The following is a 13,043-nucleotide window of genomic DNA, read 5'->3' on the forward strand; positions in this document are numbered from 1 at the left end:
TTCCTCCTCTCTATAGCCGAACTCTAGGATCGGCAATCCGGTACAAAACATCCGAAAGCAACGTTCCTATGACGGTAAGTATGGCAATAAACATCGTAAAGCCCATCAGCAAAGGATAATCCCTTAGTCCGAAGGACTGCATATACAGTTGGCCAATCCCAGGCCAATTGAATATTTTCTCAATAATAAGTGATCCGCCAAATAGTGCTGGAAGCTCAAAACCAACCAGTGTAATTGCGGGCAGCAAGGCATTACGTAAGGCGTGTGTAAAGAGCACCTTGCGTTCTTTTAGGCCTTTGGCGCGTGCCGTACGGATATAATCCTGTTTTAAGACATCAATCATATTGCTGCGGAAATAACGGGTGAGCGAACCTAATCCCAGAAGGGTCATAACTACAACCGGAAGGGTCATATGCATTACGATCTCCTTAAAGTAAGCCAAACCCGTAGCATTACTCCCCGTAGTGATTATTCCACCTGGAGGCAGCCACTTGAGATCGACGGCCAGGATTTTGATCAGGAATAAGCCTATAAAAAATGACGGCAGCGACATTGCTGCAAATATAGCGATCATCACGAGTGTATCGAACCAGGAATATTGCTTATAGGCAGAGATGACGCCAATAATGACCGCAATCACCCACGTTAGAAACGTAGATACGGCAGCCAGCAAAAAGGAATTCCAAATATAATCATTAAAAAGCTGCAGCACAGGCTTTTGTTGGGCTAAGGAATACCCGAAATCACCATGCAGCGCATTCTTCATCCAGATCCCATAACGTTCAAGCACAGGCTTGTTTAAGCCGTAGATTTCACGAAGCTCAGCTTTGCGTTCAGCGGTCAATTTAATATTTCCGGTTATGAAATCACCGGGAGTTGAAGCATACAGACAGAAGATCAATAATGATGCCGCAAATAAGATGATGACCATGTACAACAGTCTTTTCGATAAATAAGCGCTCATGACAGACTCCTTATGATTCGTCCCCTGCCCTTGAATCCAGTCAGGGCAGGGGACACTGGTTTATTTATTTCAGGCTCCAAGTTGGCAGACTGCCAGCAAGACCGATGAACGGGCTGACCGAGAGATTCTCAATACGTCCGTTATAGGCGTATACCGTCTTTTTGTAACTTGTGAAAATAATAGGCAGTTCATCATTGAAAAGCTGATACAGCTCTTTATATACCGCTTTGCGTGCCTCAATATCAGTAGTGGCCAAGGCTTTGTTGTACAGCTCTAGGAATTTCGGATTGTCATAATCCGTGATTTCTCCATCGAAGAATTGCATGAACCCGTCAGACGGATCAGTCAACATGCTTGTGGAGAAGGATACGAGATCGTAGTCCCCACCTTCTACTTTCGATACCAGTGAGTTAAAGTCTGCGAAAACCTCAGGCTGGAATTCGATACCCAGCGCTTCAAAATTCTCTTTAGCTACAGCGATGAAAATATCTGTGTTTTTGCTCTTCGAACCGAGGTAATGGATGCTCAGCGGTTTGCCATCTTTTTCACGGATCCCCCCCGCGCCTACCGTCCAGCCAGCTTCATCGAGCAATTGTTTTGCTTTTTCCGGATCATATTTGTAAGGATTAATACCTTCCTCAGTGTAAGACCAGGAAATCGGCGATGCCGGGATGTTGGCAATAGAACCTGCACCTTGTGCTGCATCCACATAAATACTCTGACGATCCAAACCGTACACAATAGCTTGACGTACAAGCTTATCCTTGAGCTGCTCATGCTTGAGGTTAACTTGCAAGTAACCATAGGTACTTGGAGTGTATGGAATAATATTCACAAAACCAAGTGCTTTCAGCTTCTCGATATTCTCGTCTGTCGCACTAAAGGAAGCGTAGTCCACTTCACCAGTTTCTACGAACTGCCATACGTCGCCTTCCGTAGTTTTGTAGATGAAATGCTCCGTCTTTGGTTTACCTTTGAAATAATTCTCATTCGCTACAAAACGCACTTCTTGACCTGGAATAAATTTCTCCAGCTTGTAAGGTCCATCGCCAAGTGGCTTCTCATGCAGCTTTTTAATGTATTCAAGATTTCCAATTTTATAGTCCTTGCCATAGTAAGCTTTCGATAGTACATTCGAGCCGAGCTGTACCAGCGCCGTTGCGTTTGGTTGCTCAAGGGTTGCTGAGATCGTCTGTGGATCAATTACTTTAATGCCCTCAACTGTAGGGGATGTACCTTCCTTATAGGCTTTGCCGCCTTTAACATTTAGCGATGGAAGCTGGGAGCTACCGTCATACGATTTGTCGTATTGGATCGTCCATGTAAATGCCACATCATCCGCTGTTAACGGTGAACCGTCGCTGAATTTCAAATCTTTTCTCAAGTGGAACGTGTATGTAAGCTGATCATCTGAAACATCCCAGCTCTCCGCAAGCTCCGGCGTTGGAACGCCTTTGTCATCAACAGTTACGAGAGAAGCGTATAGCAGTGAAGAGACATTGCCATCATAACCACTTTGTTGAAAATAAGGAGTGAACGCTCCGCTTGGGTCCGTAAGCCCGACGATAATGGTATCTGTACGTTTCTGGGCCACCGCTGGAAGTTTGGATAAATCCGTGGCAGTAAAAGGTTCGCTTAGAGCACCCACAGGAACAATCTCTGGTGCAGTGGTTGCTTCCACATTGGTTGAATTGGAGCCTGCAGCCGCATTATTTGCGGATGAGGATTCGTTATTACTGTTGTTAGCGCAAGCAGAAAGTAACAGTGACCCCGTAAGCAGTAATGAAGTGATTACAATCGCATTTTTTCTCATGTACCTATCTCCCTTTTCTCTCTGATAGAATAATAACTATAATTCCTACCCGTTAAGTATGAATAACATCTGATGTTCATTATAGAAAGGTTTTCGAGTTCTGTAAAGAGAGAACTTCAAAAAAATTCTCCATAAACAGAATTAGGCGATAATTAAAACAAATAAAAAAGCCAAAACCCCTCTCTGCATAAGAGAAGCCCTGGCTTTCAGACGGTTATTTTTTTTCGAAATCATTATTTCAAATACTCGAATAGCTGCTCGTTCATCCGATGAATACCTTCAAGACGCAGACTGTATCCGGTGACATTCTCTCCTTCAATATAGGCATGAAGCAAACCTGCACAACGAAGATTAAAAATATGATCATGCACAATCCCCTTCGAGATCCCCGCATGCTTAACAATTTCGGTAAACGTCTTACGGCCATCACTAAGGGCTTGGAGGATTTTTAGCCGGCTTTTTTCACTCAGACTACGGATCGCTCTGTACATAAAAGGGGAGATTTCCTCATTCTCCATCGATATCCACGCCGCATAATGGCAGATCGTTAATTCCCCATAGCAATAGATAATATTAGCAGGCTGAAAATGATACTGTGGAATCAGTACGAGCTTCTTAAGCCCATCCGTAGGCATGAAGTAAAATCCGTTGGTCGTCTTGTTCACGAAATCCGCAGTGTCCAGTTCATTAAGCTCCGTGTTCTTCGAATCCGCATGCTGCTGCAGTTTGCTCAAAATCGCAGGATTGCATTGGCTAAAGTACTGGCGGTTCCACTCGGAAAGTAAAAATACTACGCGGTTACGGTAATCCTCCATATGGCTTGGAAATACCTTTACATATTTTGATAAGGTCTCATATAACTCACCAACCGATAACCGTTCAATCCAGTTCAACACACTGTCTACATCATCCTTAAATGGACAACAGTAAATGAGCAGATTCAACATTTTCCACTCATTGTTTAGTTCGGTTTCTTTCAGACGGGATAACAGCTCTTCACTGAGCGTGCTTTCAATTTCATTAGCCCACGCTACCCCTAAATCAATCTTCTTATAGGATTTTTTGCAGAGATAAGTATGTAAGCTGTTCAACAATTCATAAATCGATCCAAATTCAACCTCAACCTTGTATTCCACAATGATTCCTCCTGCTAGCGGTTCTTTTCAGTAGTGAGATATTCTCTTAATCTTATTGTATTATCCTGAGAATACGCAAGCTACTCTATAAACGGGAGTGTATAAAAATTCATTAGCTGCTGTTTCAGCACCGAATTTTCTGCATTTCACGTTGATTTAGCTGACATTTCCGCGAGCGTGGGCGCTATCGGATACAGCTGAGCTTGTGCTAATAGCGTTTGCTCGATCCGCAGGCTTCAGCGGGAGATCAGGACTCTGCGCTATCGGACATAGTTGACCTTATTCTAATAGCGTCTGCTCGATCCGCAGGCTTCAGCGGAAGATCAGGACTCAGCTCTATCGGACTCAGTTGACCTTGTGCTAATAGCGTCTGCTGGGTCCGCAGGCTTCAGCGGGAGATCAGGACTCAGCTCTATCGGACTCAGTTGACCTAATTCGCAGTATTATCTCCTTTTCAGCATGCTATCGGACTCCATAGGCTGCCTATTTCGCTCCTATTCCAAAGGAATAGCTGCACTGGGGTCCGAAAATTTGCTAAAACGGCTAAAAATGTGCAAATAGCGTCTGCTGAGTCCGAAAGCATCAGTGGGGAATTAGGACTCTGGTCAGTAAGCTTCTGCTGAGGATTAGTATCCTACGCTATCGGACACAGTTGACGTTATTCGTAGTATTATCCCATTTTTTGTGTGCGATCGGACTCCATAGGCGCTATTGACACTATAAATGCCTATTTCGTGCCTATTCCACAGGAATAGCTGCACTGGTGTCCGAAACTTTGCTCAAACGGCTAAATATGTGCAGATAGCGTCAGCTGGGTCCGAAAGCATCAGTGGGAAATTAGAACTCTGGTCCGAAAGGTTCTACGGAGGATTAGGATCCTACGCTATCGGACTCAGTTTTCCTTATTCGCAGTATTATCCCCTTTTCAGCATGCTATCGGACTCCATAGGCGCTATTGACACTATAAATGCCTATTTCGTGCCTATTCCAAAGGATTAGCTGCTATGATGTCCGAAAATTTACTCAAAAGACTAAAAATGTGCAAATAGCGTCAGCTGGGTCCGAAAGCATCAGTGAGGAATTAGGATTCTGGTCCGTAAGCTTTTGCGGAGAATTAGGATCCTACGCTATCGGACACAGTTGACGTTATTCGCAGTATTATCCCATTTTTTGTGTGCGATCGGACTCCATAGGCTCTATGGGCATTAAAAATGCCTATTTCGCTCCTATTCCAAAGGAATAGCTGCACTGGGGTCCGAAAATTTGCTCAAAAGGCTAAAAATGTGCAAATAGCGTCTGCTGGGTCCGAAAGCATCAGTGGGGAATTAGGACTCTGGTCCGTAAGCTTCTGCTGAGGATTAGTATCCTACGCTCTCGGACACAGTTGACGTTATTCGCAGTATTATCCCATTTTTTGTGTGCAATCGGACTCCATAGGCGCTATTGACACTATAAATGCCTATTTCGTGCCTATTCATAAGGAATAGCTGCACTGGTGTCCGAAACTTTGCTCAAACGGCTAAATATGTGCAAATAGCGTCTGCTGGGTCCGAAAGGTTCTGCTGATAGGAAAACCAAGGGTTCGGAAGTTCGTGGTTACGGGGTTACGGGGTTACGGGGTTACGGGGTTACGGGGTTACGGGGTTACGGGGTTACGGGGTTACGGGGTTACGGGGTTACGGGGTTACGGGGTTACGGGGTTACGGGGTTACGGGGTTACGGGGTTACGGGGTTACGGGGTTACGGGGTTCTGGCATTTCGGGGTTCCGGGGGTTCCGGGGGTTCCGGGGGTTCCGGGGGTTCCCAGCGTTCCCAGCGTTCCCAGCGTTCCCAGCGTTCCCAGTTTTCAGCTTACCAAAACAAATACTCGAGGTTAGTTAACTCTCACTTGCTATATTCTGCTTGACCAAGTTGCCCACATGAACAAAAAATACAGCGCAGCGATCCACGGGTAACAAGGAAAGCAACATTCAGCCCGAAGAACAATCAATCTGGTTCGCTCCTCGCTTTTTGCAATTCATGGTAGTAAAATATAGGCAATAACTAATTAGGAGTGAAGCCATAAGATGCAAATTCAAAATGAAAACGGACGTTTTTTTGTTGCTAATGACGGTAAGGTCGTTGCCGAAATCACATACAGTTTGGATAAAGAAACCGGGGAATTGGTCATTGACCACACTCGTGTCTCCGAAGAACTGCGCGGGCAAGGTACTGGACAAAAGCTTGTACGTGCTGTTGTGGACAAGGCTCGGAATGAGAATTTAAAAATTGTACCCGTGTGCTCCTATGCTGCGCATCAATTCGAGAAGCACCCGGAGTACAAAGACGTGCTGAGCGGGAATACTGGCGGGAGAGCTTAAAACCTGCTCCCGTTTCCGCGAAGCTTTTTTAGTAACTATGCGAACTTATAATAGTTCAAATACACTTTAGGGGGAAACGGGTTTGACGTCTGCCGACACTTTTAAGAATATTGAGGAATTGCAACAACGCTGTGAGCAATATGAAGGAATCTCATTAAAACTGAATTGGGATATGCTCCGCCAGCCATCAAGCGCAGGTGATACGGAATGGCTTGTGACTTATGAGGACGAATTACTGGTCGGTTTCTTGGGACTCTATGGTTTTGGAAGCGATATGGAGGTCTGTGGCATGGTTCGGCCAGGCTACCGTCGACGCGGAATCTTCACCTCTCTGTGGAACCGAGCACAAACCATAATCAAACGCAATAAAGTCTCTACTCTTCTTCTAAATGCACCCGCCGCTTCTTCATCTGGAACTGCTTTCCTGCAAACCTTGCCTCTACAGTTCAATCACGCTGAATATCAAATGAAATGGGATGGCAATTCCATGGTTTCTTCTGATGTTAGCTCAGCAACAGGGACTGTGGTCTTACGGCCAGCTCGTGAAGAAGAGGCACACATTCTGGTCGAACTGGATTGTGGAGGTTTTGATATGAAGACAGAAGATGCTGCCGAGCAGTATGAGTTGCACAAACAGGAAGATATGCAAGAGAATATTATGATCGAGATGGACGGCAGGCCTGTTGGGAAAATGCGAGTGTGGACTGAAGATAATGAATCCTGGATCTATGGATTTACAGTCGACAAAAAGCTACGTGGGCTTGGCATTGGCCGCAGCGCCCTTCTTCAGACCATCGAACGAGAGCGCCAAAATTATAATGGTGTAAATCTGGAGGTCGCACTGGATAATCCCAATGCACTTAAGCTGTATGAGAGCTGCGGCTTTGTCATTCAGAATAAACAGGATTATTACCGATTTATCGGCTAATCCCCCGACCTAACTCTTGAGATTTTAATAAAGCAGTAACAATAAGACCTCCTTACTTGCTGGTGTTCTAACCTGCAGATAAGGAGGTCTATATTTATTATAGTAAATAATTCGCTTCGCCTCTCTCATTTCTACGATCGCTGCAGCTTAAGGAACCGTCAGCTAACACTTCACGCTCAAGAAATACGGATAACAAACGCACATAATCCAGTGACTCCATAAGCGAGATTGCCTCTCCAGCAAAGCAGTATTTACGTCCATCCAGCAGCGAGAAAACTTCCACGGTCTCCGCTGGCTCACCATAAGCATGATGGCAAAAAACATTGGCCATATGCATAAATCCAGTGATGATATCCTCATTGCCATTAACCATAAACTTCTGAATGTTCACGCTCCGGCCACTTTTTGAAGAGTTCCAAGCCAGTTGTGTAATCATCGATAACTCCAAATTCAACGCTGGAACTGGGACATGCCACTGTTCATATAACATCACTGGAATCTCCTGTAGATGATTGCTTGAAACGATACGCATAAGCTCATCAGCTACACTCGTTTTGATATCCCAATATTGCAAAAGGGAGGGAAAAGCATCTCCCCTAGGAGGCCACCGTCGCTCTAACAGAAATTGTATAGGTGTCTCTCTCCGCACTTCCGGCAGCAGACTATAGAAGTCATTAAGCGTATGCCCCACAGCATATTGAACCTGCTGGCGCCAGCGTGGGAGCCCCGTCGCTGGAGCTCCGCTAGCTAAATTCTCAGTCCCGCCCAGCATAATATGCTCCATGCGATAATCGTGCAGCCGTTTATACGGAGGGGTATGTACAGCCCTTGCTTTGTTAAACCAACTTCCCACTGGCCCCCCCATCTTAGGTTACCGCCATACAGGCTTCGATGAATTGACGTCCGAATTGACGGCAGGCTTCTTTTTCTACAGCATTAGGGCCATACTCAATCTTTAGGCTATCTTGCAAAATGACTGCTCCACGCGCCTTTAACTTCTCCTCGATAACATCCACTGCCCCACAATAAATGGCGTAGCCTGTATCCCCACTACCAAAAACTGCTGACTTCATGGCAGTCAAATCAAGTTCATCCATCTCCTCATAGAAATCAAGAGATTCATCGGGCAACTCTCCGTCACCCCAAGTATATGCCCCTAGCAGAACGCCTTCATATGATTTTATCTCAATCGCATTACATTCAGTGACCGACTTCAAAACAGCCTCACCGCCTGCTTGGCGTATTCCTTCTACAATCAATTCAGCCATTTCTTCAGTGTTGCCAGTTAAACTAGCATATGCCACAAGCACTTTAGCCATAAACTCCTGTTCCTCCCCTACTAACACCTTAAATTTAAATCATATACGCTTCACCTCATTCTATTTGATAATGATTATCATTGTCAATAAATAAAGTTAAAAAAACGCAAACTCCCCGTTATTACACACGGTTGAAGTTTGCGCTCCGTCTCATTTTTCTTAAAAAGAAGCTTAATAAGCACCTTCCAGCAAGGTTATGTGATTCCCATCAGGATCACGAAAATTCATTTCTTTACCGCCATATTCCATCGTAACAGGTGGCTGACAATCCAGTCCCTTAGCTTTCAACTGCTCGTATGTCTCATCAAGATTATCACAGCCGAATACTAAATTAACAAAACCTGTCGTAAGATTTTCCCACTTTGCAGCATCCCAAATAATAATTCCCGGCTTTTTCTTGTCAAAACCAAGCTTTGCCCCGTCGAAATTACCGTAGCCTTCGAAAGGCATAGGAATTCCCAGTACCTCCGTATAAAATTTAGCTGACGCCGCAGTATCTTTAGTGTAAATGTTAGTCCCTTCAAAAGACGAAATCATAACTTGTCCCCTCTCATTTTCATAATATGTCTCATTTAGTCTAACAAGGTTAACACGCTTTGTATTGCAAAATTACGACATTCTTCGGCCTGCATAGACCAAGGCTTCAAGTGGGGTTCTTCCTGCATATTTTTTGAAATTATTGATAAAATGGGACTGATGACTGTAACCATACGCGAAAATAAGATCCTGCATATTCTTTGTCTGCCCAGGTAAATGACACATCTCCCGCCATACATTCTGAAACCGCACGAGATCTGCTGTTTTTTTGGGCGATACACCTATATATTCTTGAAAAAGCCGTTCAAGTTGTCGTCTGCTTAAATTAGAACTGGTCTCCAAATCCTCAGAGGTCACAATCCCTTATTGTTTAACCATTGTATAGACTGCGTTCATCATCCGATCGTTAGTCCGCCCTCTACGCTCAAGACGACGAAGCAGATAGGCTTCAGCGGCTGCAATCCTTTCGTCCATCGAGTTTACTTTCTCCAATAGATGACCAAGCTCTTTTTTAAAAGTGCCAAAATAATGTTCTACATCGACATGTGCATTCAAGACATTCCGCAGATGATCATCTGCAAAAAAATGAACTGCCCAGAAATGAAATCGGATCCCAAAGGTTGTACTCCCCCCTGGTTTTCTGTCTGAAGAGACTTCAAATGGAGTGTCATTGATGCCGAAGAAAAAAGTATTTGTATTGCCTGATACCCTATCCAAATCCCAAATAATATCCATACAGGTGTCCGGAATTATTGTCTCCGTCTCAGGTTGTTGTATAGACTCCACATCTACAGAACCCCAAAAACAGCGAATAAACGGCTGCAAGGCATGGCTGGGCAGAAACTCACTAGTGTGGTTGGGTTTTGCAGTTATAGGGAAATACAGCGGTGAGAGATTGAACATAGCTTTAGTTCTCCGATCGTAAATAGGGTAAGGACTCTACTATCTGATCATACACAATCAAGTCTTGCAGCACCAGTTGAATAGCCGCATAAGCATGGGAATATTATACACCTCATTAGCATTGGACAAAATAATTGGTGAAGCTGGCTGAGGCGTAATTTGTTTGTAGCAATCAGTTGAAATGTTGTACAATAAAGGCTAAATGAATTTTTTTGAAGGATGGATTAAATCATGTATATAGCGAGCGATTGGAAAGACTATGAAGTAATTGATACAGGCGGTGGAGAAAAGCTCGAACGCTGGGGCGATATTATCTTGCGTCGTCCTGATCCACAGATTATTTGGCCTCTAAATAATGAGACCGCTAAATGGCGTGATGTGCACGGACATTATCACCGTTCCTCCGCTGGTGGCGGACAATGGGAAATGAAAAAAACCATTCCGGACGATTGGAAGATTAGCTATGGTAAATTAAAATTCCACTTACGTCCTACAAACTTCAAGCATACAGGACTATTCCCGGAACAAGCAGCCAACTGGAGCTGGATGATGGACAAGATTGCAGCGGCTAACCGTCCAATCTCAGTGCTGAATCTTTTTGCTTACACAGGTGGAGCTACTGTGGCAGCGGCGAGTGCCGGTGCGTCTGTCGTTCACGTGGATGCAGCCAAAGGTATGGTGCAGTGGGCGAAAGAAAACGTTCAGCTGTCTGGTCTTGGAGAACGTCCAGTCCGCTTTATCACGGATGATGTATTCAAGTTCGTACAACGTGAACAACGCCGCGGCAGTAAATATGACGCGATTATTATGGACCCTCCTTCTTACGGAAGAGGACCTGGTGGAGAAATGTGGAAGCTTGAATCAAGCTTGTACCCTTTCCTTGAGAGCTGTATGGAGATTATGAGCGACAACCCTTTGTTCATGCTCATTAATTCCTACACCACAGGAATTTCTCCAACTGTACTGCGCAACATGTTGTCCATGACCATGGGCAAACGTTATGGCGGAAAGCTTACCTCCGGCGAAATCGGTCTTCCGATCACCTCCTCCGGCATGAATCTGCCATGTGGTATCCTGGGTCGCTGGGAGGCGTAAGCCATGACACAGCATAGTTCCGGCAACAATGAGGCTGTAAGCGGCGGATCGCAACGCTTTGAAGTGTTGTACGAAGACAACCATCTTCTGGGGATTGTAAAACCCGTGAATATTCCTGTTCAGGAGGATGCAACAGGCGATCCTGACCTGCTGAACCTGCTGAAAGAAGATGTGAAGGAACGTTTCAACAAACCCGGCAACGTCTATATAGGTCTGGTCCACCGTTTGGACCGACCGGTTGGGGGAGCAATGATTTTTGCCAAGACTTCAAAAGCGGCTTCAAGACTATCCGAGAGTGTCCGTACTCACGGCTTTCATAAGGTGTATTTAACAGTCGTGCATGGTAAACCGCCAGCCACTCGTGGCCGTCTTACAGATACGCTGCTTAAAGACGCAAAGAGTAACACCGTCACTGTGGTTCGAAAAGGAACTCCCGGCGGCAAGGAAGCAATTCTGGATTACACAGTGCTTGACAGTGCAGAAGGATACAGCCTGCTTAAGATTGATTTACTTACAGGGCGTTCCCACCAAATTCGGGTGCAGCTAAGTTCGATCGGCTGCCCATTATACGGTGATCAGAAGTACGGGGCTTCAGTGAACAAACCGGGGCAACAAATTGCGTTATGGTCAGCACTTGTAGGATTCCCTCACCCTGTTACTAAAGAAGAAGTGGAACTCATCTCTCTGCCCCCACAAACCCATCCTTGGGATCTGTGGCCGCGGGAAACACTAAAAAAAGGGCTGTTCTAAAGCAGCCGTTTCTAGGCATTGAAACGATAAAAAACGAGGCAGTGATTCTCCGGTTAGTGGAGAATCACTGCCTCGTTTTTGGTTCTGCGTCTGCTACTTGAACAGACTATGGGAAGAGGGTCCACGCACGCTGAAGTGTTCTTCCTAGCTCCGCAGGATATGCTTAGTCCGATTATTCCAGCCGGGCATTGAATATCCCTTTGAGATTAAACATCCTTTCGAGATTAAACATCCCTTCCAGCCTGAACTTAGCTAACGGTAACCCGCTCAGTTTAGCTGAGGATCAGTAGTGGTTCAGCAGTGGTTCAGCAGTGGATCCTAGATGGAATCTGAAATGAAAAGTAAGATAACTGCATTCTATACACTTATTCCGAATAAAAAAGCAGTAGATCGGATTTTAAGTGTACTTTTTACAATTAAAAATCAGGGAAACTGCAAAAAGAGAAGTAAATCAAGAAAATAGTTGTATAAAATACAGTTAAATTTCATCAATCGAGTAATTAGCAAATAATAGCTGTACAAAATACAACTAAATGCATCTAGGTGCCTCTAATTGCTCTAAAACACTCTAAATGCTTCTACATCCTCTAAATGCACTAGTGATACAGCAAAGCTATTTGCTTCAAGGTGTTGAGCCCTCCGGTGTGGTTGTAACAACCATTTTGCCCATTAAGTAGAGCAGTAACTGTTGGTTATGAGAGGAGATCGGATCAAGCGCTTCCGCAAAAAAATCACTGCGGATCTTTAGACCACGTGCAGTTTCTTCCTTTCCAGTCTCCGTTATGCTCACCCATACAATCCGCCGGTCCGAAGCATCTCTTTCCCGCACAATAAGCTCATGCTTCTCCATCCGATCAAGTAACATCGTAACCGCTGCAGGACTGGTCGCCAAATGTGGAGCCAGATCAGAAGGCTTCATCGCGTCGCGTTCCTGAAGCAGTTCAAGTACAGTAAGTTGGGCATCCGTCAGCGTTGGAGCAAGATTACTGTCCATATGTAATTTATAATCTTTTAAAATCTTATGCCAAATTTTACTGAATTCAGAAGCATGCACACTTATTCCTTCCTTTCCTCGCGGTTCTATCCGGTATATCTACATTTTCGCGAAACAACTTCCATTTCCTGCAAAAGAAGAAAAAATAAATCTGCCGGACCTTCAGCATAAAAAAATAAAAAACGACGCTTAGTCAACCCTCCAAAAGAGCGGACTAAACGCCGTTATAAAATCACTTGTTAAT

General features: G+C 44.7%; 12 protein-coding genes. 4 read left to right on the forward strand and 8 right to left on the reverse strand.

Annotated elements, in window-relative coordinates:
* Positions 1-10: 10 nt before the first annotated feature.
* The 3 genes from NSQ66_RS19880 to NSQ66_RS19890 form a co-directional block, all read right to left on the reverse strand.
* Entirely contained in the window at positions 11-964 is a 954-nt protein-coding gene (locus NSQ66_RS19880) for an ABC transporter permease (protein WP_036685739.1), read from the reverse strand.
* A gap of 64 nt (positions 965-1,028) precedes the next feature.
* Positions 1,029-2,777 (reverse strand): ABC transporter substrate-binding protein, encoded by a 1,749-nt coding sequence (locus NSQ66_RS19885; protein ID WP_076142546.1) that lies wholly within the window; start codon positions 2,775-2,777, stop codon positions 1,029-1,031.
* A gap of 233 nt (positions 2,778-3,010) precedes the next feature.
* On the reverse strand, positions 3,011-3,913 hold the full coding sequence (locus tag NSQ66_RS19890; protein ID WP_038572383.1) for a winged helix-turn-helix domain-containing protein: 903 nt from the start codon (positions 3,911-3,913) through the stop codon (positions 3,011-3,013).
* Positions 3,914-5,979: 2,066 nt separating this feature from the next.
* On the opposite strand from NSQ66_RS19890, the gene NSQ66_RS19895 reads away from it, so the two are divergent.
* Together NSQ66_RS19895 and NSQ66_RS19900 are read left to right on the forward strand one after the other, a co-directional pair.
* A complete protein-coding gene (locus NSQ66_RS19895) occupies positions 5,980-6,273 on the forward strand; it encodes a GNAT family N-acetyltransferase (protein WP_076141289.1) in 294 nt (97 codons plus the stop codon).
* Positions 6,274-6,355: 82 nt separating this feature from the next.
* On the forward strand, positions 6,356-7,201 hold the full coding sequence (locus NSQ66_RS19900) for a GNAT family N-acetyltransferase (protein ID WP_076141290.1): 846 nt from the start codon (positions 6,356-6,358) through the stop codon (positions 7,199-7,201).
* A 97-nt stretch (positions 7,202-7,298) separates the two neighbouring features.
* On the opposite strand, the gene NSQ66_RS19905 is transcribed toward NSQ66_RS19900, so the two are convergent.
* The 4 genes from NSQ66_RS19905 to NSQ66_RS19920 all read right to left on the reverse strand — a co-directional run bounded on the left by NSQ66_RS19905 (position 7,299) and on the right by NSQ66_RS19920 (position 9,960).
* Positions 7,299-8,054, reverse strand: coding sequence for a hypothetical protein (locus NSQ66_RS19905; protein WP_155288157.1), 756 nt, complete (start codon positions 8,052-8,054; stop codon positions 7,299-7,301).
* A 13-nt stretch (positions 8,055-8,067) separates the two neighbouring features.
* Positions 8,068-8,520, reverse strand: a complete 453-nt coding sequence (locus tag NSQ66_RS19910) for a flavodoxin (RefSeq protein ID WP_038572388.1) — start codon at positions 8,518-8,520, stop codon at positions 8,068-8,070.
* Between the two features lie 171 nt (positions 8,521-8,691).
* Positions 8,692-9,057, reverse strand: a complete 366-nt coding sequence (locus NSQ66_RS19915; RefSeq protein WP_076141291.1) for a VOC family protein — start codon at positions 9,055-9,057, stop codon at positions 8,692-8,694.
* A 363-nt stretch (positions 9,058-9,420) separates the two neighbouring features.
* The gene (locus NSQ66_RS19920) at positions 9,421-9,960 is read right to left on the reverse strand and encodes a DUF6597 domain-containing transcriptional factor (protein WP_076141293.1); all 540 of its coding nucleotides are present in this window, start codon (positions 9,958-9,960) and stop codon (positions 9,421-9,423) included.
* Between the two features lie 231 nt (positions 9,961-10,191).
* On the opposite strand from NSQ66_RS19920, the gene NSQ66_RS19925 reads away from it, so the two are divergent.
* Both NSQ66_RS19925 and NSQ66_RS19930 read left to right on the forward strand, forming a co-directional pair.
* The gene (locus tag NSQ66_RS19925; RefSeq protein WP_036685718.1) at positions 10,192-11,055 is read left to right on the forward strand and encodes a class I SAM-dependent methyltransferase; all 864 of its coding nucleotides are present in this window, start codon (positions 10,192-10,194) and stop codon (positions 11,053-11,055) included.
* A 3-nt stretch (positions 11,056-11,058) separates the two neighbouring features.
* Entirely contained in the window at positions 11,059-11,805 is a 747-nt protein-coding gene (locus tag NSQ66_RS19930; RefSeq protein WP_076141294.1) for an RluA family pseudouridine synthase, read from the forward strand.
* 622 nt (positions 11,806-12,427) lie between these two features.
* On the opposite strand, the gene NSQ66_RS19935 is transcribed toward NSQ66_RS19930, so the two are convergent.
* A complete protein-coding gene (locus NSQ66_RS19935; protein ID WP_036685713.1) occupies positions 12,428-12,859 on the reverse strand; it encodes a MarR family transcriptional regulator in 432 nt (143 codons plus the stop codon).
* Between the last annotated feature and the right edge of the window lie 184 nt (positions 12,860-13,043).

The organism is Paenibacillus sp. FSL H3-0329 (assembly GCF_037963285.1).
GTDB lineage: Bacteria > Bacillota > Bacilli > Paenibacillales > Paenibacillaceae > Paenibacillus_AQ > Paenibacillus_AQ odorifer.

What these genes read in the sequence shown, in the direction of transcription:
- NSQ66_RS19880 (WP_036685739.1), bottom strand. Translation starts at nt 964, where the DNA reads ATGAGCGCTTATTTATCGAAAAGACTGTTGTACATGGTCATCATCTTA.
- NSQ66_RS19885 (WP_076142546.1), bottom strand. Translation starts at nt 2,777, where the DNA reads ATGAGAAAAAATGCGATTGTAATCACTTCATTACTGCTTACGGGGTCA.
- NSQ66_RS19895 (WP_076141289.1), top strand. Translation starts at nt 5,980, where the DNA reads ATGCAAATTCAAAATGAAAACGGACGTTTTTTTGTTGCTAATGACGGT.
- NSQ66_RS19910 (WP_038572388.1), bottom strand. Translation starts at nt 8,520, where the DNA reads ATGGCTAAAGTGCTTGTGGCATATGCTAGTTTAACTGGCAACACTGAA.
- NSQ66_RS19915 (WP_076141291.1), bottom strand. Translation starts at nt 9,057, where the DNA reads ATGATTTCGTCTTTTGAAGGGACTAACATTTACACTAAAGATACTGCG.
- NSQ66_RS19920 (WP_076141293.1), bottom strand. Translation starts at nt 9,960, where the DNA reads ATGTTCAATCTCTCACCGCTGTATTTCCCTATAACTGCAAAACCCAAC.
- NSQ66_RS19925 (WP_036685718.1), top strand. Translation starts at nt 10,192, where the DNA reads ATGTATATAGCGAGCGATTGGAAAGACTATGAAGTAATTGATACAGGC.
- NSQ66_RS19930 (WP_076141294.1), top strand. Translation starts at nt 11,059, where the DNA reads ATGACACAGCATAGTTCCGGCAACAATGAGGCTGTAAGCGGCGGATCG.